At 48.0% G+C, this 22536-nt stretch carries 18 protein-coding genes and 1 pseudogene; 6 read left to right on the forward strand and 13 right to left on the reverse strand.

The window, feature by feature from the left end; translation table 11 throughout:
• The first annotated feature begins 28 nt into the window (after positions 1-28).
• The 5 genes from nhaC (at position 29) to galE (ending at position 5797) form a co-directional block, all read left to right on the forward strand.
• On the forward strand, positions 29-1489 hold the full coding sequence (nhaC, locus tag FDW92_RS13645) for a Na+/H+ antiporter NhaC (protein ID WP_042313216.1): 1461 nt from the start codon (positions 29-31) through the stop codon (positions 1487-1489).
• Positions 1490-1596: 107 nt separating this feature from the next.
• Positions 1597-2769, forward strand: coding sequence for a PatB family C-S lyase (locus FDW92_RS13650; RefSeq protein ID WP_042313213.1), 1173 nt, complete (start codon positions 1597-1599; stop codon positions 2767-2769).
• A 154-nt stretch (positions 2770-2923) separates the two neighbouring features.
• Positions 2924-3559 (forward strand): carbonic anhydrase, encoded by a 636-nt coding sequence (locus FDW92_RS13655; protein ID WP_038632863.1) that lies wholly within the window; start codon positions 2924-2926, stop codon positions 3557-3559.
• 219 nt (positions 3560-3778) lie between these two features.
• Positions 3779-4717: a hypothetical protein gene (locus tag FDW92_RS13660; RefSeq protein WP_042313209.1), complete on the forward strand. Its 939-nt coding sequence runs from the start codon at positions 3779-3781 to the stop codon at positions 4715-4717.
• A 63-nt stretch (positions 4718-4780) separates the two neighbouring features.
• A complete protein-coding gene (gene galE / locus FDW92_RS13665) occupies positions 4781-5797 on the forward strand; it encodes a UDP-glucose 4-epimerase GalE (protein ID WP_042313206.1) in 1017 nt (338 codons plus the stop codon).
• 46 nt (positions 5798-5843) lie between these two features.
• Here the strand turns inward: galE and FDW92_RS13670 are convergent, their stop codons facing one another.
• From FDW92_RS13670 to tctD, 13 genes and pseudogenes are all read right to left on the reverse strand, one after another.
• Positions 5844-7235: a DUF4832 domain-containing protein gene (locus FDW92_RS13670; protein ID WP_042313203.1), complete on the reverse strand. Its 1392-nt coding sequence runs from the start codon at positions 7233-7235 to the stop codon at positions 5844-5846.
• A gap of 30 nt (positions 7236-7265) precedes the next feature.
• Entirely contained in the window at positions 7266-7673 is a 408-nt protein-coding gene (locus FDW92_RS13675; RefSeq protein WP_042313200.1) for a membrane protein, read from the reverse strand.
• Between the two features lie 2 nt (positions 7674-7675).
• On the reverse strand, positions 7676-8785 hold the full coding sequence (locus FDW92_RS13680) for a glycosyltransferase family 4 protein (RefSeq protein ID WP_042313197.1): 1110 nt from the start codon (positions 8783-8785) through the stop codon (positions 7676-7678).
• A 1-nt stretch (position 8786) separates the two neighbouring features.
• A complete protein-coding gene (locus FDW92_RS13685) occupies positions 8787-9998 on the reverse strand; it encodes a glycosyltransferase family 4 protein (RefSeq protein WP_042313195.1) in 1212 nt (403 codons plus the stop codon).
• Between the two features lie 14 nt (positions 9999-10012).
• Positions 10013-11002: a glycosyltransferase gene (locus FDW92_RS13690; RefSeq protein ID WP_042313193.1), complete on the reverse strand. Its 990-nt coding sequence runs from the start codon at positions 11000-11002 to the stop codon at positions 10013-10015.
• A 4-nt stretch (positions 11003-11006) separates the two neighbouring features.
• A complete protein-coding gene (locus FDW92_RS13695; protein ID WP_042313190.1) occupies positions 11007-12377 on the reverse strand; it encodes a hypothetical protein in 1371 nt (456 codons plus the stop codon).
• Positions 12374-13585, reverse strand: coding sequence for a capsular biosynthesis protein (locus tag FDW92_RS13700; RefSeq protein WP_042313188.1), 1212 nt, complete (start codon positions 13583-13585; stop codon positions 12374-12376). The genes FDW92_RS13695 and FDW92_RS13700 overlap by 4 nt, the downstream gene beginning before the upstream one ends.
• The gene (locus FDW92_RS13705) at positions 13582-15711 is read right to left on the reverse strand and encodes a tyrosine-protein kinase domain-containing protein (protein WP_042313186.1); all 2130 of its coding nucleotides are present in this window, start codon (positions 15709-15711) and stop codon (positions 13582-13584) included. Before FDW92_RS13705 ends, FDW92_RS13700 begins: the two co-directional genes overlap by 4 nt.
• Positions 15712-15713: 2 nt before the next feature.
• Positions 15714-16271 carry a polysaccharide biosynthesis/export family protein gene (locus FDW92_RS13710; RefSeq protein ID WP_042313183.1) on the reverse strand — a complete coding sequence of 186 codons (558 nt, stop codon included), beginning with the start codon at positions 16269-16271 and terminating at the stop codon, positions 15714-15716.
• Position 16272: 1 nt separating this feature from the next.
• Entirely contained in the window at positions 16273-17559 is a 1287-nt protein-coding gene (locus tag FDW92_RS13715) for an outer membrane beta-barrel protein (RefSeq protein ID WP_042313181.1), read from the reverse strand.
• A pseudogene (locus FDW92_RS13720) lies at positions 17549-18963 on the reverse strand (undecaprenyl-phosphate glucose phosphotransferase). Before FDW92_RS13720 ends, FDW92_RS13715 begins: the two are co-directional and overlap by 11 nt.
• A gap of 358 nt (positions 18964-19321) precedes the next feature.
• Positions 19322-20734: a sensor histidine kinase gene (locus tag FDW92_RS13725; RefSeq protein ID WP_042313175.1), complete on the reverse strand. Its 1413-nt coding sequence runs from the start codon at positions 20732-20734 to the stop codon at positions 19322-19324.
• Positions 20721-21395, reverse strand: coding sequence for a transcriptional regulator TctD (tctD, locus tag FDW92_RS13730; protein ID WP_042313173.1), 675 nt, complete (start codon positions 21393-21395; stop codon positions 20721-20723). Before tctD ends, FDW92_RS13725 begins: the two co-directional genes overlap by 14 nt.
• 153 nt (positions 21396-21548) lie before the next feature.
• Here tctD and FDW92_RS13735 point away from each other — a divergent pair, with 153 nt between their 5' ends.
• A complete protein-coding gene (locus FDW92_RS13735) occupies positions 21549-22526 on the forward strand; it encodes a tripartite tricarboxylate transporter substrate binding protein (protein ID WP_137400643.1) in 978 nt (325 codons plus the stop codon).
• Positions 22527-22536: the final 10 nt, after the last annotated feature.

Genomic DNA, 22536 nt, shown 5'->3' on the forward strand with positions numbered 1-22536 from the left:
TTCAACCATTAATGATTGGGATGGAATTATGCAATTAAATAGCTGCACCTCCAACAACAGAAAGAAATTGTCTTTCTGTTGGTCAGTTTTACCTATGATAGTCATGCTGGGCGGGATTAGCATCGGATATTTTATATTCAATATTCGTGCCGAACCCATGATCCTGATGGGCACAGCAACCGCCTCATTTATCGCCGTCGCTCATGGCTACACGTGGGATGATATTCTACAAGCTATTTGCAATAAAATATCTGAAGCGCTGCCAGTCATATTAATTGTCGCCAGTATCGGTTTCTTAATTGGCGCATGGATGGTGTCAGGCACTATCCCGATGATGATTTATTATGGTTTAAAATGGATTAACCCGCAGTATTTCTATATTTCAGCATTTATGCTGGGTGCGCTGATCTCAGTTTGTACCGGTACTTCCTGGGGCTCTATCGGGACCGTGGGGATAGCCATGATTGGCGTGGCAATTGGTCTTAATGTTTCGCTGCCTATTGCCGCAGGCGCCATTGTCTCAGGCTGCTGGTTTGGTGATAAGCTCTCACCGGTTTCTGATTCAACCAACATGGCGGCGCTGGCTGCCGGTGTAAATCTGTACTCGCATATCGGTCATCTGCTGTGGACCACCGGCCCGGGGTTTATAATTTGCTGCATTATTTATAGCTATATGGGTATGGGTATTGATGCCTCATCCAGTGCTCCTGAAAATATCACCAGCTTAATGAACTCTATCGGCCAGATTTATGATTTTAACATTCTGTTGTTGTTACCGCCGATCATCGTTTTATATGGCTCACTGTCAAAAAGACCACCAATTCCGATGCTCTTTTTGTCTACGATAGTGTCGATGATTCTGGCATTAGTCTTCCAGCAATTCACCGCTTCGTCCGTTGGCGAATCCGTAGTCAGCGGTTTTAAACTCGCGATGCTTACCGGGGATAACCTGCCCGCACTGTCCTCCGATGTCTCCCGCTTGCTGGAAAGAGGTGGCGCAATATCTATGTTCAGCAGTTTTGTCACCGTCTTCAGCGCCTTCAGTTTTGCCGGTGCAATGAGCGCGACAGGCTCTTTACACACCGTAATTAACGCGCTGACCAAAGGGGTTCAATCCACATTCCGCCTGGTGGCCACCACGATTGTTACGACCTTCACCATCTGTGCCTGTACGGCAAACGGGACTCTGCCACTGCTGCTGTGTGGCGACGCCTTTAAAGATGAGTATAAAAAACGGGGGTTGGCAGCAAAAAATCTTTCGCGAACCACCGAAGATGCCGGAACCGTGGTTGAGCCGATTATTCCCTGGTCTGCTTCAGGCGTTTATTGCGCCACGATGCTGGGCGTGGCAACGCTTGATTATTTACCATGGGCAATTCTGTGTTATAGCGGCGTCATCTTTGCCTTGCTGTGGGCGGCAACGGGTATTGGCATTGCGAAATATGAGCCAAATGAAGCTGCTGAAAATATGGTTGAGCAAAAATCATAGGCTAATAACAGCTATCACCAGGGTAAATTTAATATATCAATAAAATAGATATTCTTCGCTGTTTGCGTTGCTAAACCTATTTTTCAGAGGCTTTCCAGGAGTCAGCAATGTCTTTGTTTGATGAAATTGTCATAAGGGATGCTAATTGCCGCAAATACGGTCAATTACAACAAATGTACGGCACCACCGATGTATTGCCATTATGGATTGCAGATATGGATTTTGTGACGCCGGAACCTGTAATGAACACGCTGCGTTCAGTAGTCGCGCAGCCTGTACAAGGATATAACCTGGATTATCCGCAATGGAAAGAATCCGTGATCCATTGGTATGCACAACAGTATGATGCCGACGTCAGGCCGCACTGGTTGCATTTTATTCCTGGGGTTATAAAAACCATCGTACTTTCTTTAATGGCGCTTACCCGACCGGGCGATAATATATTGACCTGTACGCCAATATATGATCCCTACCCTAACCTGGTGAAAACCAGCGGCAGGAATTTAATCCAAACGCGCCTTATTGAAAAAGACGGGTATTATGAATTTGACTGGCATGATTTCAGCGAGAAGCTCAAGCAGTGCAAAATGTTTCTTTTCCCGTCACCGCATAATCCGGGGGGAATGGTGTGGTCGCGGGAAACGCTGGAACAAGTTAGCCATTATTGCCAGCAGGCTGGCGTCATCATTCTGTCTGATGAAGTGCATAGCGATTTAACCCTGCCAGGTAAGCGCCATTTGCCATTTTTTACGCTCAATGAAACGTCAGGCTGCAAGTCAATTGTACTGACCTCAATCAGTAAAACCTTCAATACGGCAGCACTCCAGGGCGGAATAGCCATTATTAAAAACGATGAGTTACGCCATCAGTTCTATCACTTTCTTGATAACTGCTACCTTGCCGAGACGCATTCATTACAGCAAGCGGCCATTTACAGCGCGTTTACTCATTGTGGCGATTGGCACCAGAAACTACTGGCCTATCTGGCTGACAATGTCGCGTTTGTTAAACGCGACATTGAAAAGCACTGTCCCTTGATATCTGTCGTATATGGCGGCGCATCTTATCTTCTGTTTCTGAATGCGGAAAAAATGGGTCTCAACGATGCACAACTAAGCGATTTTTTTGTGCATGAAGCGAAGCTTGGTCTGTCGCCAGGCGCACAATATGGTCCTGGCGGAGAGGGTCACATGAGACTCAACGTGGGCTGTCCGCGTTCTGTCCTGGTAGAAGCCATGAGCCGCCTAAAAGCGGCCTACCAGAAACGGCAAAACGCGTAGCGTACATCACGATACTTGCCCTGCCATGGTGGGGCAAAATTAGCCAGAAATGTTGCAAAACTGCTATAAAGTCTTTCCCTTCTGTCGGCTGGTGTTAAACTGGAAAGTGTGATCTTCATCATAACCTGTTCAAACAGAAAAAAGAGACACTGCTATGCAACATATCATTGAGGGCTTCCTCAACTTCCAAAAAGAGATTTTCCCTCAACGTAAGGAACTCTTTCGCAGCCTGGCATCCAGCCAGAATCCAAAAGCGCTTTTCATTTCCTGTTCCGATAGCCGTCTGGTGCCGGAACTGGTGACCCAGCAAGAGCCGGGACAGCTTTTCGTTATTCGCAACGCCGGCAATATCGTACCGTCTTTCGGTCCCGAACCTGGTGGTGTCTCCGCCACTATCGAATATGCGGTAGTTGCACTTGGCGTGACGGATATCGTCATCTGTGGTCATTCCAACTGTGGCGCGATGAAAGCCATTGCTGATAGCCAGCCTCTGGATCCGATGCCCGCAGTGGCTCACTGGCTGCACTATGCCGATGCCGCTAAAGCCGTGGTTGAGAAAAAAACCTGGGATAACCCCATCGATAAAGTTAACGCCATGGTGGAAGAGAACGTTATTGCGCAGTTGAACAATATTAAAACGCATCCTTCAGTAGCTGTTGGACTGCGAAATAATGCGCTGCGTCTGCATGGCTGGGTGTATGACATCGAAAGTGGTGAAATTCGTACCCTGGATAAAAACAGCAAAACCTACGTTTCCCTTGCTGACAACCCGCAGGTGCATTTCGAGTAACCCCTCCACTGGAGCAAGGATGCTCTGGACATTTTTCCTACTTTTGTGCTACCGACAAAAAAACATCTGCAACTAGTTTTTAAGATAGGCGTAGATATTTCTACATCAGTCATCGCGCATTCATTCAACATTGCGGCAAATGACATGTAGTGACCTGCAAAACGGCTGTCCCTATAGGCATTTTTTCAAGTTGCAGGCGATAACAAGGAGTATGCGCAAATGCTAGCGAAAATAAAACGAATGATAAAAATGTTATTCTATCATGAGTCATGGGACATCATGATTCTGAAAGATCATGGCTCACACTTATTCCCCGATAATACTCTGGAAATACTGAGTAAAACTGCTGCCCAGCAGTTAAAAAAGAAATATACGTTTCAGGCCGACCCTTTTATTATTGAAAAGGCCGATAAACTGTATGTTTTTTATGAAGCTTTTAGCTTTCGAAACTCGAAAGGTACGCTAAGATGCCGTATTCTGGATCGTGAACTGACTGAAATCGATGATGTTAAACTTGAGGGCTTTGACGACTTAAAGTGTCATTTGTCATTCCCTTTCCTGATTCATATCAACGATCAGCTATTCATGATCCCCGAGTCTTCAGAAAGAAAAGAAGTCATACTGTTTCAGTCGGTAGAGTTTCCGGTACGCTGGAAGAAAATCAAAGTCTTAATATCGGATACTGAAGTAACAGATAATGTGTTTCTCACAATTAATGAAACCTGTTATCTTTTATCCACCACAATGGATAATGAAATTATTATTCACTCTGCTGAGAATATCTATGGGCAGTGGCAGCGGATTGCCCCCTCATTGAAGGTGAGCAACCATCACCATCGGGGAGCGGGTGCGCCCTACCTTGTCGATAACAAAATGTACTTCCTCACCCAAGAATGCACACCTGAAACCTACGGAAAATCCATCTACATCAAAGAATTAGTCACGCTAAGCAATACTGTATTTGATGAAAGCCTGATCGAGAAAATCAATTCCTCGATCAACCACAGTGATGGTGTCCATACACTAAACTTCTCAAATAATTATATTGTTTATGACACTAAAATAAACAAGTTCAGTTTTTTATCTATACTTAAAAAAATATCTTACAAATGTATGGTGAGATATCGTAACTACAACCTTACCAGACTTCACCAATAGCAAGTTTTCTATGGTAGTGGCGTGAATCAATGCCCGTTTTGATAGCATAAATCTGGAGTCTGTATGGCAATTTTTGTCACTGGTGGCGCAGGTTATATTGGTTCACATACTGTTTTAACACTACTGGAAAGAGGCGATGATGTCGTTGTCGTTGATAATCTGTCGAACTCTTCTCGAGTCTCGCTGGACAGAGTCGCGGAACTTGCCGGCAGGGAACCGACTGTCTATATCGCCGACGTTCGGAATCGGCAGGCCTTAAAGAACATTTTCACCCGCCATAATATCACTGACGTCATTCATTTTGCGGGACTAAAATCGGTTTCAGAGTCGATAAAAGAACCCCTCGCCTACTATGAAAACAACGTCACTGGTACGCTAGTATTACTGGATGAGATGCAGGCCGCAGGCGTTAATCGTTTTATTTTTAGCTCATCGGCCACAGTATACGGTAATCCGGAAAGCGTGCCGCTAAGCGAGCAATCACGCACGGGCGGTACGACCAATCCGTACGGCACGTCTAAATTAATGGTCGAACAGATTCTGGCCGATTTTTCACGCGCACAGCCCGATTTTCGCATCACCTGCCTGCGCTATTTTAACCCGGCCGGTGCCCATCCATCGGGTCGAATTGGCGAAGATCCTAACGGTGTTCCTAATAATCTGGTCCCGTATATCTCCCAGGTCGCAATTGGTAAACTTGAAACCGTGTCGGTATACGGCAATGACTATCCAACCTCCGACGGTACCGGCGTTCGTGATTACATACACGTTATGGACCTGGCGACCGGCCACTTAGCCGCGTTGGATTGCCAGAACAAAGGCGCTGCATACAAAGTGATTAATCTCGGTACCGGAGTCGGGTATTCCGTGCTTAACCTTATTGAGGCGTTTGAAAAAGCAGCGCAAACAAAAATTAATTATCAGTTTGTCGCCAGAAGGCCTGGGGACATTGCCGAGTGTTGGTCAGACCCTTCTCTGGCGCGAAAAGAGTTAGGCTGGCAGGCTATCTATAGCCTTGATGACATGATGCGCGACACGTGGAACTGGCAAAAAAATAACCCGAATGGTTATAACCTGTGATGTTCTCAGCAACGAGCCTGGTCACCAGGCTCGTTGCTTTACCGGGCTAGCGTGACGTTATGGTTGATACACGATACCAGCCGCTGCTCTGCTTCCCTTCATTGGCAAAGTTAATTCTCGCCGCACCGGATTTATCCAGCATCGCAACCTCAATCGCATATTGCCCTTTCGCCAGTCGACCTGGCATAGGCAGCGCATAACTGACCTGATGAATTCCCGGGAGCCAACGTCGTATATCATCCGCCGCATTACCCTGCGCCACCACTTTATTAGCATTATCCACCACACGAAATGCCAGCGTATAGGGCAGGTAGATCGGTGCCACTCCATCGTTATACCAGGTACTGTTCAACGTCAGCGTTTGTCCACCGCTCCACACGGCCTCATGGCTCAGAGATGCTAAGCGAAATCGATAGCCCAGTTTGGTCAGCGCATCATCGACAATCGGTCGATAATCGCTGGGTATCGCTCTCGATTTCAGGTTGATAGTACTGGCATGCTGTTTGAACGCCCAGTCAAAAATCCCCTGCACTTCGGCGCGCGTATAATGAAAAGAATTCTTCCAGTCCTGCATATACGAACAGATTTCCAGACTCACTGGCGCGCGTTTCCAGGCATCGTTAAACCCTGCATAACTTTGCTGCGCTGCCAGTAATCGCTGCGGGTAATCATCTTGCATATGATTCCAGGCGTCTGAAAACACGCGCAGGTCACCCCAACAGTCCGCTCGCCACCCGGCCCCACGCGCCACCGCATTTGCCAGGCTTTGCCCACCGCTTATCAGCATAATTTTGGGCGTTTTGGGAAAGGCAGAAAAGTGCATCGCAACGTAGCGATCCAACTGTCCGGTGGTGTATCGCTCCAGGAGTGGCTTCAGATCGGGGAAGTTGCTGTTATGCCACTCGCCCCACGAACCCACCATGCCGATATCAACAAAAGCGAGATTCTCATTACCATCGTAGCGCTGACCCAATGTGTTGAGCAGACGCTGGCTGTATTCGATAAACAGTGGGTCATCTAAATCCGGTACAAACGTCTTATTATCAGACGTCCAGGTTCCTTTTACGCCTTTTTTAATCAGCCAGTCGGGAATTTTAGTGCCATCCGCCGGGTCGGCAAGCGCCATAAATCGTAGCCCGACATTCATCGCGGGACGGTGCGCCGCAGCGTATCTAAAGGCATCATCCACCAGCGCAAAATTGTACTGCCCTTCAACAGGTTCCAGATCTCGCCAATAAAATCGCTCATACTCGAACCCGGTATTGGGATAATCCGCCAGGCTCAGCGTTTCACCGTATCCCTGATGAAAACTGGCAACGCCAATCCCCGGGTTGGTCAACGGCCCCGTCAATGCTTTGGGGGTTACGGTCGTTAATGCGGCCATCACCGACAGCGGGAGGAACATACCCAACAGCGCAGAAACCCATTGACACTTCATCGCAGTAACGCCCTCGCAGGTTTAATAACACTAGTGTTTTTTCAGGTTTAACCACCAGTCCCAAATACCGACGTGAAAATTTTGGAATACATCAATACCTAGCGCTGATTTGATCATATACAGCGTCAGCAATATGCAGCAGGTGACGAACAGCACGGCGATCAACAGCAAAAAAGTGAGCAAGATCCGCGACAAGGTCGATTCCTGGCGATGCTGGCGACGTAAATCTCTGCCAAACAAAAAAACCAGATAAAAACGTTTACTGAAAAAAGGAAAACTCCGGCGAATATCAATCTGATGCCGTGCAGCCAATGTCGAGGCCAGGATCGCGTTTTCCACCCCTGCTTTTTGTTCCGGGGTCAACTCCTCCGCTATTTGCTCATCAAGGTGAGCATAGAACCGTTCGATGACGGGGGGACGATTTTGAGGACTGGTCAAAATTAACCTATATCTTTATCAATTGAGTGGTAGACGTTGACTGTCTTTTTGGCGATTTCATGCCAATTATAGTTTTGCAAATATACACGATAGTCCATGCGATTGGCTGTCACCCACTGGGTTAATTTCCCGGCCAGACTGTTCACGTCCCCGACCTTAAAATAGGCTGCGACAGGTAGCTGAACTTCAAGGTTAGCCGGAATATCACTGACCACAGCGGGAAGAGAGAAGGACATCGCTTCCAGCAACGCAATAGGCAGACCTTCGTGATATGAAGGCATCACAAACAGTTTCGCCTGTGAAAATACCGCCTGCAGTTCATCACCGCGTAAAAATCCGGTCATCACCACACCAGGCGTGTCGGCGGCCAGCTTTTTGAGGCGAATGCTGTATTCGGTCGGATGATCTGCATCGCCAATTAACACCAGCGGCAGGGTCAAACCGCTATGTTGATAAGCGGCGATGGCGTCATGCATCCCTTTTTCTTCTACAAATCGTCCAACCACCACAAGATAATTTTTCGGCTGTAGCCCAAAGCGGGAGAGCGTATTTTCGATAGTCAGCTCAGATAACAACCGCGGCTCGTTCACGCCGTTGTGAATTAAATGCGCGTCATAGCGACCATGTTTTTTCTGGATCAGTTGATTAATCACCTCAGAAATCACAATCACCTCGTGGGCGTATCTCACCGCCCAGCGCTCACCCAGCAACAGTATTTTTTTGGCAATGAATCCCCATTTCTGACGATCGTAGTCAGGCCCATGGTGGGTAAAAACGACCTTTTTGCCCAGGACGCGTAATAATGGAATCACAAGGCCCGGTCCGATAGCATGCACATGCACAATATCCGAATGGTCGAAAACTGTCCTCAATGCCGCTAAAACGGAATGCACAATCGCTTCCAGCGAGCGTTTTTTGGGCGCCCACAGCGCATAGGTTTCGACTTTCTTATACGTTGACCGTTTGTAATTCACATACGGTGAGCGAGCGATAACACAAATATCAACATCGAGCTGCTGCTTAATAGCAGGATAAAGATTCTGGCAGTGAGTCTCCACGCCGCCCAACACATCCGGAATACCTCGTGTGCCAAAAACCGTTATTTTTTTCATACTAGGGCCTGCTCAGCAGTTCTTTATACAGCGCCAGCAAGGTGTCCATATGTTTGCTTAGCGCATATTTTTCACTTAATCGCGCCCGACCATGTAACCCCATAACCCGTGCTTTCTCTGGCGAGTCGGCCAGCGTATCCATCGCATTCGCCAACGCTTGCACGTTGCCCGGCTCGAATAAAATCCCTTCGCTACCGTCACGAATTTGTTCCGGGATCCCGCCAATGCGCGATCCAATCACCGGCTTGCCCAGGGACATCGCCTCTAATATCGCCATGGAACAGTTTTCATAACATTCAGAAGGAAGGATTACCGCCCGTGCATGCTTAATAAGCTTATCAAGGGCTTCCCCTTGCTGCACATAACCTAAAAATTCAACATCCGGGTATTTGGCGACTAACTCGTCATGTAGCGGGCCGTGGCCCACAATTTTCAACGGCGCTTTGTTCTGCATTTTCTCATGTGCCGCCAACAGCGTTGCCACCCCTTTTTCACGGCTCAGGCGACCAAAGAACAGCATATAGCCTTCATCGCTTGCCTCATCCAGAGGACGACTGTCATCTACGCCATTGACGATCACATCAATGCGCGACTTCGGCAGCGTACGCAGCAGCACCCCGCGTAAAAAAACGCTCGGCGAAACGATCACATCCAGCGCCTGGTAATTTTGCGCAATGTATTGCCAGGTTGCCTCCAGAGAGAGCAATAAGCTTTTTGAGGCGGAACCTTCCTGGCAACGATACCTGAAAGCATTAAAAACCGTGCCGGTGATACAGGAGTCACACACTTTGCCGTCGCGCAACATGGAATACGTAGGGCAGACAATCTTATAGTCATGCGCAGTCAGTACCGTTTTGCAGCCAAAATTGCGCGCAACTTTTATCAGCGCCGGCGTTAATTGGTGATAGATATTATGAAAATGAACGATATCCGGGCGCTCTTTTTGCAATAACGCCAGCATCTTTTTGCAGGCCTGCGAATTATGAATAAAGTTAACCGCCGTTTTGAGCCCACCCAACAAATTACTTTCCTGGTGGTAGTCCACATTGCTGACAAAATAATCCGCATAGTCCGAAGGGAAATTTTTCTCATGCTGCATCGAGAAATCAATCACCTGCACTCCGGCCTGTTTCAGCATATCGCGCTCTTGAAAATAAACCGTTTCCGCGCCGCCTTTGATGAAAAAAAACTTATTTACTAATAAAACTTTCATGGCGTCTGCCTTAGTTATTCATGAATGATTTTACTGTCAGGCGGAGTCAACGGATCGCGTAGCGGATGTGTTAACCCTTTAACAAGTCCCGCGGAAAGCACAGCTAAGTTCATCACGCTTTGCAGGCCATTCAGTAACGACCGATTCTGTACGGTTTTCAGTATCACAAAGGCAAGCAATGGCAGAAATGCGATATCGAAAATTTCGAGATTAAAGGTCACCGCCGCAATGAACAAGGCAACCAGGTAAACAGCAAAAATCGCCTCGTTTTTAACCATTTTTAACGCTTTAATGAAATAAGGCTTTCCCCAGGCGCAACGTAAAAATTCGCCCGGAGCCTGATAGTATCCGCTTTTCCAGCGATGCTTCAGCATCTGAAAGGTCGGCATGGTATGCGAAGTATGAATAAAATACGGAATATTCAGACGACGTAATTTATAACCCGCGTCAAGTAAACGCAGGCCGAGTTCAGCTTCTTCATAAGCATGCAGATTACGGTTGGTGAGATAACCAATTTTCTCAATGGCGGAGCGGCGATATAGCCCCCCGCCGCCTAAATGGTCGCTGTCCCCTACGGGATAGATTTTATTAATGCGTTGCTTACGCGATTTAAATTCATAGTTAACGGCATCGTCCATTTCGACGGTTCCCGCTACGCCAGCGTATTCCGGTTCCGCCTGCAAAAACGCGACAGCCTGATCCACAAATCCTTCTTCCAGCTCCATGTCGCCGTCCATCAGCAACAGATATTCCCCTTCACTATAAAGGTAACCCAACTGATGTCCGACACCACAGCAACGATCGCCTGGATCGGTTAATGACACCACAGTCACCCCTTTATCGATCGCCAACTGCTGGGTGTTATCCGTTGACAGACTATCTGCCACAATAATTTTATGTGGATAATCAACAAGCTGTTTACGGATACTATCAATTGTTTTCTCAATACATTCAGATTCATTGAGCGTTTTGATACTCACTGAAATAAACGGTTTATTGTCCATACAATTACCCTACGCAGCGAAGGACGGTTCGACGAATCACTAAACTTGATCCTAGTGATAAATAGAACAGGAATTGTAACATCGGTGTAATCATCAGTATCTGGCTGTAAGGTAAGCTAATTAAGCAAGCAATCGCAAAAGCATTAAATGCCGGAGCAAAGCTCAACAACTGAAGATCCTGCGGGTCCAGTTGTTCAAGCATCAGTAAAGGCTTGGGCTGACATATTTTCAGGATATAAATAAATAAGCTAATGAAGATTAACGTGCCAATCACACCCACTTCCCACAGCAGCATACTCAGAGAAGTCGAGTCGAGGATTAAGTTATAAATAATATTCAGAAAGCCCGGCGATACCGTACTCCCGCTGTTAGTGGCGTTGAGTCCATAGCCAAATAACGTTCCTGACAGTCCCCACAGATCATTATTTTTTAGCCAGAACAGGAAAGTCGTAAAGCGCCCTAACTCCCCGGTAGACATAATGTAGTTCGGGTCAAAAATATAGCTCAAAGAGTCGATAAAAATACTCAACGCGCTTTTCGACGGATCGCCGCCAAACGCAGTAGAATAATAATATGCAAGGATAACTATCGACAGGCTAATCAGCAGCAACATCCCCGCCACAATAACCAACAACGTCTTCAGATTAACCTTACTAACATCTTTAACGTAGCTCGGTGAGATCCACACCCACGCCAGGAATAGAGGCGATAGCAGGATAACGAACTTTACTTCACCAATAATGCACAGCCCGATCCCGAGCACAATGTGCAACGCCATGGATTTAAACGTGGTCAGTCCGTGCTTATACTCAGAGACCTTTAACAGCATAATCAGCAGGCAAAACAGGCCCATCGCGGCAGTGTTACCTCCCCCCATCGGGTCGCCGCCAAAGGTACCCACCACGGAATCCCATTTTTCATCTTCACCACGCACCGCGACACGCTGGGGAACAACCAGTAAAACCTGATAAATCATGACCGGGATCTGCGCGTAAAACACCCAGTATAAATAGCGAGTCACGCGATAAATCTGCGACTCCCGGCAAAATCCCAGCAGCAAGCAGATCATCACCAGCGACAGCGCAATTTCATTTTTAAAGGCCACAATCGCGACGGTGATCCCGCCCTGAATCAGAGTTGAGGCCCCGGCCAGTATCAGGAACGAGAAATACAGCGCCAGCACTATCGTCTCCTGCGCATCCAGACGCAGCGAGCCATCCCGCGTCTGCATCGCCAATAATCCCACCATCAACAGGGTCAGAAAAAAGGGGATCCATAGCACCGACTGTATGCCGGTAAAGTATTGCACCAGGCCACACAGGATCAGCGTAACGAAGGTATAACCTTGTAAATAATATCCGGTATTCAGCGTCATAGTATCACCGGCCTGTCTTTCAGCAGATTAGCCCGCTTGTTCATTTTCAAATAAATAAAGGCGTAGCGAATAAATGTCAGTGAAGAAAACAAAATCACCGACGTTGCATAGTCTTTATAAAAATAGGGCGTCACGACAAAAGCGAATAGCACAATCGCCAGTTGCTCCAACTGGATGCGCAGAAAATAGCGGTGGGAACCAAAAATAAGCTCTATTACCGTCAGGGGGCTTATCGCCAGCGCCGGGAACAGGTAGGGTAGCATGTAGCGAGACGTTTCAATGGAGTTAATCCAGTCTTCGCTAAAACCGAGACGCATCACAATCGGATAGAAAATAAACACGCCAAGAGTACAGATAACTCCCAGCACCAGCAGCAGCATCCGTACCCGGGTATATTCCTGATAATTAAAGGTGTTATTTCTAAAATCGATAGACCACTTGGAAAAAATAGTATTACGTACCGCGTTCCCGATGATCACCACCGGCGCCAGGCAGAAGCGGCTGACCACGGAAAAATAACCGGCTGTCAGCGCCGAAAACCAGAAGTTAATCAGCATAATCGGCAAATTGCTGCTGGCCATTGCCAACACCTCAGCGCTGCCGACTTTAGTAATGTGATGAATATTCTGTTTAAAAAAATGCCAGTTGCTGGCGGGTCGTAAATGCTGGACCGCCACCGAACGAATATCAAACGAATGCAATATACAGCTTACCGTCAGTACCATCGTCGCACAGGCCCACGACCAATAAAACAGCTGCACATGATGCGTAACCAGTATCGAAAGTAATACCACCACAGAAACAGAAATGCGCTGGAAGATCAGAAAACGAAAGTTAGCTGTGCGCAGCGACAGGTTTTCCGAGATGAGAACCCACGCCGTAGCAAGCGTCAGTAAATAGAGGAACAATATGCTCTGGTGGAACAACCACGCGGTCAATACGGCGTAGGGTAAGGCAATAATCGTGCTTTGTATCAGACAAAACACGACATTCTGTACCAGTTCATCATCCTGCTGTTTAGGAATTAAAAGCTGTGATGCAAAGGTACAGACCTGAGCGCCCACCACGGCAATACTGTAGTTGAGCGCATAAAGCCCCACTTCAGCCATATCGTACTTATGTGAGATCAACCAGATAGACAGCGCACCAATCAACTGTGAGATGACTGATGAACCGGCTATCGTGGAGGCGCTCTTCAGTAGACTCATACGCGGCCTGGCGTCGTCATCAGTTGATCGGTACTGAAGTTCAGTGAGCGCAGACCCTCTTGCGTTTCAAGGTCCTTTTCTTCAACCGCATTCAGCACAGCGCCAATCACAACGCCGTTATTTTCCTCGATCTTATCCAGCGCGTTGGCTATATGCCCCGCCGAACCCGAGCCGGCTTTCACGATGAAAATAACGCCATCAACGGCACGTTTAATCAATTGCACATCCTGACTCTGATTCACGGCAGCCACATCAATAATGATGCGTTGATAGTGGGATTTCAGCTCGTGCATTAAGGGCTCAAGATGCCCGGACGACAACATAAGTAGAGAAGAAAGGGTGGTCTTCCCGTGCGGGATAAAATCGAGATTATCACTGAGCTTGATCCGCGCCTGTTCAAGCTGGGTCTCCCCACGCAGCAGTTCCGCTACGCCTGCGGACGTTGCCGATGCCAGCTCGGATGAGAGTCCGTCAGTATTAAAGAAATCCGCATCGATAAGCAGCGTTTTCTGGTCGAAACTAAAGGAGTTTGCTAACAGACTCGCCAGCAATGAGCGCCCTTCACGGTGCTCCGTCGACGCCACGGCGAGCGTCTGCAATGGTCGATTATCCAATATAATCCGGGTACGGATACCGTGCACAATATCGGCATTCAGTGGATTCTTGAGGATCATGTCGCGAACCTGTGCGCGCCCTGAGGTTCCGCTAAAACGACGGATTTCGCCCAGCGGAGTAACGTTCAGGCGTTTTTTCATACGACTCAACGTACGGATTGAGTTGTCCATCGCCGCTTTGACAATGAAATACATGATACTGAACACCACCACCAGCAGAACCACCATCACCAACAAGAGGGATTTATTCGGTTTCGCGGGTTTTAGCGCGGGTACGGCAGGATCATATAACACCGCGTCAGCATTCACGCCGGACAGCGACAGTTCCTGAGTACGTTGATACAGCGATTTATACAGATCTTCCATTTTATCTAACGACAGCTTTTGGCTGTTCCAGGCATCGCGTTTTGAGGCCATTTTCTGGAAGATCTCTTTCTGCTGCGCCACCTGCTGCTGATAGTTCTTTTCATCCGCCAGTGCCGCCAGATATTGCTGACGTAACCCCTCTTTCAGCTCACCCAGTACCCGTCCGGTTTGACTTTGGATCGACTTGACATCAGCTTCTGCTTTTAAAATTGCGGGATTTTTTGGCCCGTATACTTTGCGCAGTTCAGACAACGTGCGCTGCGCCTGAATTAACGCGATACGTAAATCCTGAATCTGGGCGTGGTTAGAGATCGAAGGTTGAGAGATAACGCTCTCCGCCGACCGCCCTCCGCTGTTCACCTCGTTATAGACAGATTCAGCGGCAACGCGACGCTGGGTCGCATCAGCCAGGCGATTGGTGACGATACTTAACTGCTCGGTTTCAAAACCATCGATACCGCGAAAGGTCAGCAGCCCGGCGTTTTTCAGATAGCTGTCCATCTCCTCTTTTTGTTTCGCTATCGACTTCTGAATCTCTTCCATTTTTTCAAAATTCAGTTCGCGGGCTTTCTCTACTTTCAGGCGCTTTTGCTCCACCGTATAGTTGATGAAAGCCTGCGCGACGCCATTCGCAACGTCAGCAGCCACCAGCGGTGAGGGGGATTCATAGGTGATAGATGCCAGGTTCGTTGTACGAATACCGATAACATTCAGGTTTTTCGACAACGTTTTCAGCGCTTGCTCCATCCTCAACTGTCGGTTTTCACTGCTTTCCGCCCCCTGTCCACCGGTTTTTTCCCCAATAAATTCCGGGTTTTCATCCAGCTTCATATCGCGAACGGCTTGCTCAAGCACAATACGTGAATGCATCAACGCATATTGCGTTTCGTAGTAACCACTGCGCGTTGAATCGAAACCATCAACCTGTGGGAACGGAGAAACGTTATCGGCCTGGGCTTTAATCAGTACCGTCGCCGTTGAGACATACTTTGAGGACATCATGCTGATTATTGGATATGCCACTACCCCGGCAACGATACCGGCCAGCACGATTTTCCAGGCGTTCTTTTTCAGCTCTTTGGCAAAGCGGGAGAATTCGACCGTGTTTTCTCGTTTTTTGCCGTTTTCCACTATAGATAGTTTCATCGTCAGAAGAACCCCATGCCAATAATCACGACATCCCCAGGATGAACAGAGTGCGTTAAATCGACATTCTCAAGCAGCTGATTGCTGCCAGACAGGCGAATGTTGATATCTTGTCGGTCAGCACGATCTGTAAATCCCCCCGCCTGCGCAATAGATTTCTCGACGGTAAGACCTGGCTCCCAGGCAAATCCGTTCGGACTTTTCACCTCACCTGAAACATAGTATTTACGGAACTCGGCAATGCTCACCGTCACCATCGGCGTGGTAAAGTAATCTCCCGTCAACCGTTGAGTTAATTCGTTGGTCACTTGATCGACAGTTTTATCTTTTAATTTAAGAGCGCCCACAAACGGAAAATTAATCTCCCCGCTCTTATCCAAAATAAACCGCATCGTCATATCGGGTTGACCGTGAACAGCGATATTGACAGTATCCCCCGCCCCAAGCCGGTAATCCTGCTGAACTGTAGCAGGATCGTCCATTAATCTTGGGCCGGACGCTGAGCACCCGACCACCAGGATACTGAATAGCAAAAACGCGCACAGTTCTATTATTTTCATTTTAGATCTGAACCTTAGCTTTAAGCATAATCATAGAATTATCATAACCCAACGTTCTAATAACTTCCTGGTTGTCGTTGGGACCGATATAAAACGAGTCAGTATCCTTATTCGAATTCAATGTATCTAATTGATATTTAATCTCAAAATTAACCGATGGCGTATAGTCGTAGCTCATTGTGACGCTAAACACCCCATCTTTATCATGCCGGTCCTTGTTCTGTTTTTTATAGTCTTCCGCAGTGTATGAATAATCCAGCAAAGTCGAAAAACGATTACCTAACCAGAAATGCTGGTAAGAAATGCCATACTGGGTCACTAAAATATATCCCCCAACTTCCGACGGGTCTTTAATGCTTTGCGCCGAGTGGGCCGTGAAAACCGACTGTTGTAGCGGCTTCCACTCTGCTTTTATGTCCCAGTTCAGACCATTAAAATCATGCGAGTTTGCGCTGTTTTCAAATGTTTTGTACAACCATGAAATATTCATGTCGACGTTGGTTTTTCCAGTCAACTGCGATTTCATGCCGTACAGCAAATAGTATTCATTAGTATCTTTTTCTGAGTTGTTGTCATAGCGACGCTGGTTAGTAATAAAGCTATAGCGAAAGCGTGTTCTGGATGTGTATTGGTCAAAAATTTCCGCGACCAGGCTATTTTCATGCCATTTCTGTTCCTGAATGTAATGGTAAAAATCCTCACTGGTATCCTGTACATCAGAAGTATTACCGAAAGTCAGTTTTTTGTATAACAACGCCAGTTCCGCTTTGCCACGCCCATCAGGCGCGCCATAGCTGTAGCGCAGTTCACTGTTGATGAAATTTGTCGTCAGCGGTGAGGTAATCCCATATTGCTGAAACTGACTGGGTAAAAAACCCTCAGTAATTCCGCGGCCACGGGATTCATGTCCAAGTGAATCCTCCAGATTGAGGGTTAAGCCATGCATGAGTCCATAACGCCAGGCCCCATTAAAACGGAAAAAATGATCGGTGTAGTTATCAGCAGAATCGCTTGAGTAGTTACGGTAATCCCCAGAGTACATCAGTAAATACTTATCCTGACCGCGCTCGCCGATCATACTCAGCACTGGCGCTGCGCTCTGAAACGAGGAACCGACAGCATCGCTGTTATGTGGCTGATAAGTCACGTTATCATTATAACCATAATCCACAGCGACCTTGCCCTGGAAGTCGATCCCCGCCAAGCCGATGTGTGATTTCGGTGTTAAATCAGCCCATGCGGGCTGCGATATCACGATTCCGGTAATAACGATTAATTTAGTATGCATTCTTACCGACAAATCCTTTGAAAATAGTTTTAATGATAATTTTTATATCCAGCCATAGTGACCAGTTTTGAATGTACTCAATATCGTACTGAACCCGTTTTTCCATCTTATAAAGCGCATCGATTTCCCCACGAAAACCATTAATCTGCGCAAGTCCGGTGATGCCAGGCTTTACCTTATGGCGGATCATGTAATTTTCGACCTGTTTGCGGTACTGCTCATTATGCGTAACCGCATGGGGTCTGGGACCCACAATCGACATACTTCCCTGCAATACGTTAATAAATTGCGGAAGTTCATCCAGCGACGTACGGCGTAAGAAGCTACCGAATTTCGTCACCCGCGGATCGTTTTTCGTGGCCTGAATTACCGTATCGGAATTCTCCATAACGCGCATAGTGCGAAATTTCCAGACCTTAATTTTTTGCCCACTCAGGCCATACCTGTCTTGTTTGAAAAAAACCGGCCCACGAGAAGTGAGTTTGATACCAATACCAATAACCAACATCAGCGACGAAATCATCAGCATAATGATACTGCCAAGCACCAAATCCTCTGCCCGCTTAATAAACGAACCCGCCCCTTCAAACGGCGAGCTAAAGATACCGATGGTTTGCAGGTTGTGGATAGAACGTAGCTTGGACATATTGTTGCTGTAGGTATAAAAGTCAGGAACAATATAGGTATCTACGGTGGTGTCTGACATCATGGTCAAGAAATGGCGGATGCGATGCAGCGCCACCATCGGTAAAGCGATATAGATTTCGTCTATATTTCCCAGTCGGGCTTCCTCAACCAGATTAATCACCGGGCCACGAAATGGGCTTTTGACCTTATCCACGATGTCGCCACAGCGCGATAACGCACGCTCATCATAAAAAGCCAAATCCAATTTGATATCGGCGTACTCATTCAGTAATGCGCTTTCCGCGGCCAGACCATTGTCGGTCAAACCAATAATCGCCACGCGCATACTCTTTTTCGTTGAATATTTAAAAATAAAAAAGCGAATGTAATAAAGAAAAGGTAATGGAATAAAGTACCAGTAAATAATGGCAGAATAAAAAGGCGAAGGTAGCCTGTCTAAGTAACCGAGGGACTCCGGCTCTGCCACCGTCATACTCACCAGCTCGTTAAAAAATATAGCCAACAGCGTACAAAAAAGTAACCGCTTTTGATTACGCAAACCAATCGTTTTAATCTTTTGCTGATAAATTTTGATATATTCAGCAAACAATAAAAAAAGACGGAGAACAGAATACTCAGAATAGCAATGGTGTTAAATGGCATCAACCCCAGCAGATGAGCACTAAAAATTAACGTCACATTAATAACGATAAAATCAACCAGTTTTAAAAAGACTGGATATCCTTGACTGCTAATCTTTAGCGATTTTTTAAGCATATCTCAGCCCATTATCTATTGATATTTAATTATTTTTTCTCATTTCATGATGCTAATTATATCACAAGTCTAAAAAACGCAATGCTCCATTGTCAGTAAATGTAAAAAACAATGTTTGCATGTGTGAAAATTCGCCATTGAGTGATTTTATCAATATGATTTTAAAAGGAATTAATACAATCAAAGCATTGACCGCAAAATCAAAAAAGACAATTTTCTTACAACAAAACCATCATTGACAGTTAACAATTTATGGTCTACGCGAAAACATTTTAGGTATGACAAATTTCACAATGGTGTTATTTGATTTATTTTGAATCACCCTTCCATTGCGGCTAAACACCACAATAAAAATATCTCAGCCAGCAACGCTTAAAAAGCGCACCCGCACGCTTAACCCACCTAAGATTTCGCTACGTGTCAGCTGCGGATGTGTACGATGTAAACGCGCAATGTCGTTAACCAGCGCCAGACCAATTCCTGCGCCTGGGACATTGCCAACGTTATCGAGTCGATGAAACGGTAGCATCGCCTGATGAACCATCTGATCATCTATACCTGGCCCGCTATCCTCGATCATCAGCACCACGGCTTCGCCTTCACGCTGCAGTCGGGCTGTCACCACACCATGCGGCGGCGTATATTTCAGGGCGTTATCAAGTAGATTCCCACACAGTTCGCCGAGCAGGACTTCATCGCCCTCAATCCACACCGCGCCCTGTTCCCCCTCATAACCCAGATCGATAGCTTTACTGCGTGCCTGCGCCAGCCGGGTAAAACAGCTGCTTTGCACCACCTCATACAAATTAACCGGTGAGAAGTGCTTTTCTCCCTGCTCTTTGCGCTTCACAGCCGACAGCTGAAGCAGCCTTTCCGTCAGTTGAATCGTGTTATCCAGAGTCACGCTCATGGCCTGTAAACTCTCGTACCACTGCTGAGGCTGCGGGCTGGCGAGGGCTACCGCCGCCTGAGTTTTCAGTACCGCTAATGGCGTTTTAAGCTGATGGGACGCGTCAGCGCTGAAGCGTTCCTGACGAGAGATAAGGCCGCGCAGTCGGTCCAGATAGCGGTTAAACGCCACAATCAGCAGACGGGTTTCCGACCACGGCAACAGCTCCGGCAACGGCGTCAGCAGCCCAGGTTCGCGACGTACCATCAGCGATGACAACTGGCGCATCGGACGTAGCACCCGGCGCAGCAGCCAGCCAACCAGCACCAGCGTGAGCATTACCAGCAGTCCTTGCGAAACCCACGAGGAGAATAGCAACTGTCGCGCCAGATAACGCCGTGATTGCAGCGTTTCAGCGACATAAATCTCTGCCATGCCGATAATACCGCCCTCGTTGACGGGCTGTAGCAAACGCGCCACACGGATTGCTTCGCCGCGATATTCAGTGTGATAAAACCACGCCAGCGCCGGATAAAGTCGTGTGCGCGAGGTGGCAGGCGGCATCGCAGGTAAATCGTCATAACCTGATATCACCTTCCCCGCCGGGTCGACCACTTTGTAATACAGCCTGTCGTTCATATTCAGTTCAAAGCTGTCCAACACCACCCACGGCACATTCACTTCCAGCCGTTTATTACGCACCACTAACCGCTCAGAGACGGTTCTGGCGGACGAGAGCAGCGTCCGATCATACGCCTGCGTCGCCGCCTGTAACGCGCTGACATAGCTGTTAAACGCCGACAGTCCCCACAGCAACAGCAGCGGTAATCCCAGAAACATCAGCAGTTGCAGATACAATGACTGAGGCTTAACCCACCTCATCGCTACGCTCCAGCACATAACCCAGACCACGTAGCGTGGCGATACGTACATCGCTTCCCTGAAGTTTTTTACGCAGACGATGGATGTACAGTTCGATACTTTCTGGGCTGACCTCATCGCTCAAACTAAAGACCTGCTCAAACAACTGCTGGCGCGAAACCGGGCGCAACCGACGGTACATCAGCACCGTCAGCAGGGCCTGCTCACGCGGCGTAAGCGCCAACGGTTGCCCCTGCAACAGAAAGTAGCCTTCATCATGAAACGCCAGTTCGCCCAGTTGCTGTATGCCTTGTACCTGCCCCGCGCTGCGACGAAGCAAAGCCCGCAGCCGGGCATCCAGTTCCTCAATTTCAAACGGCTTTGCCAGATAATCATCAGCCCCGACGTTTAACCCTTTCACCCTGTCGGCCACCGCGCTGCGCGCCGTCAACAGCAGAACGGGGAGCGTCTGGCCACGCTTGCGCAGCCGCTGGACGACTTCAAGACCGTCCAGCCCCGGCATATTGATGTCCAGCACCGCCAGCGCGTACGTTTCGCTATGTAAAAGATGATCGGCCGCCTGACCATCAAAAACGCAGTCAACGGCAAAACCGTTTTGCACCAGCGCTTTCTCCAGCCAGTGAGCTAACTCACGGTTATCTTCCGCTAATAAGAGACGCATATCACATCCTGTAAAGTTTCTGCCGCATTGAAAGGGAATTGAAAGGTTAATGTTTTAACAATCACGCAACCGAACTGCTACACATCGGCTCACATAATCACAAAAATCTTCTTTCGTACCTGAAAATCCGGTTTTCCGGTGTGAGGATAAACAATGAAAAAACAATTACTTCGTACCCTTACTGCAAGCATTTTACTGATGAGTACCTCTGTTCTGGCAGAACAAGCGCCATCGCGCACCGAATGTATCGCCCCGGCGAAACCCGGCGGTGGCTTCGATCTCACCTGCAAGCTGATTCAGGTGAGCATGATGGAAACCGGCGCTATCGAAAAACCGATGCGCGTAACCTACATGCCCGGCGGCGTTGGCGCTGTGGCCTATAACGCAATCGTCGCTCAACGCCCGGCTGAAGCAGGTACCGTGATGGCTTTCTCCGGCGGCTCCCTGTTGAACCTGTCACAAGGTAAATTTGGTCGCTATGGCGTGGATGACGTGCGCTGGTTGGCAAGCGTGGGCACGGATTACGGCATGATCGCCGTACGCCAGGACTCACCATGGAAGACGCTGAAAGATCTGCTGACGGCAATGGAAAAAGATCCTAACAGCGTAGTTATTGGCGCGGGTGCCTCAATCGGTAGTCAGGACTGGATGAAGTCGGCTCTGCTGGCGCAAAAAGCCAACGTCGATCCGCACAAGATGCGCTATGTAGCCTTTGAAGGCGGCGGCGAACCGGTTACCGCGTTGATGGGCAATCACGTACAGGTAGTTTCCGGCGATCTCAGCGAGATGGTGCCTTATCTCAGCGGCGACAAAATCCGCGTGCTCGCGGTGTTCTCGGAAGAACGCCTGCCGGGTCAGTTAGCCAATGTGCCAACCGCCAAAGAGCAGGGTTACGACCTGGTGTGGCCGATCATTCGTGGCTTCTACGTTGGACCAAAAGTCAGTGATGCCGAATACCAGTGGTGGGTCGATGCCTTTAACAAACTCCAGCAAACCGAGGAATTTAAAAAGCAGCGCGATCTCCGCGGCCTGTTCGAGTTCAACATGAGCGGTAAGCAGCTCGACGAGTACGTGAAGAAGCAGGTCACGGATTATCGTGAGCAGGCGAAAGCCTTCGGTCTGGCGAAATAAACGCAGAGGC

The sequence above is a fragment of the Citrobacter sp. wls706 genome, assembly GCF_005281305.1.
Lineage (GTDB): Bacteria > Pseudomonadota > Gammaproteobacteria > Enterobacterales > Enterobacteriaceae > Citrobacter > Citrobacter werkmanii.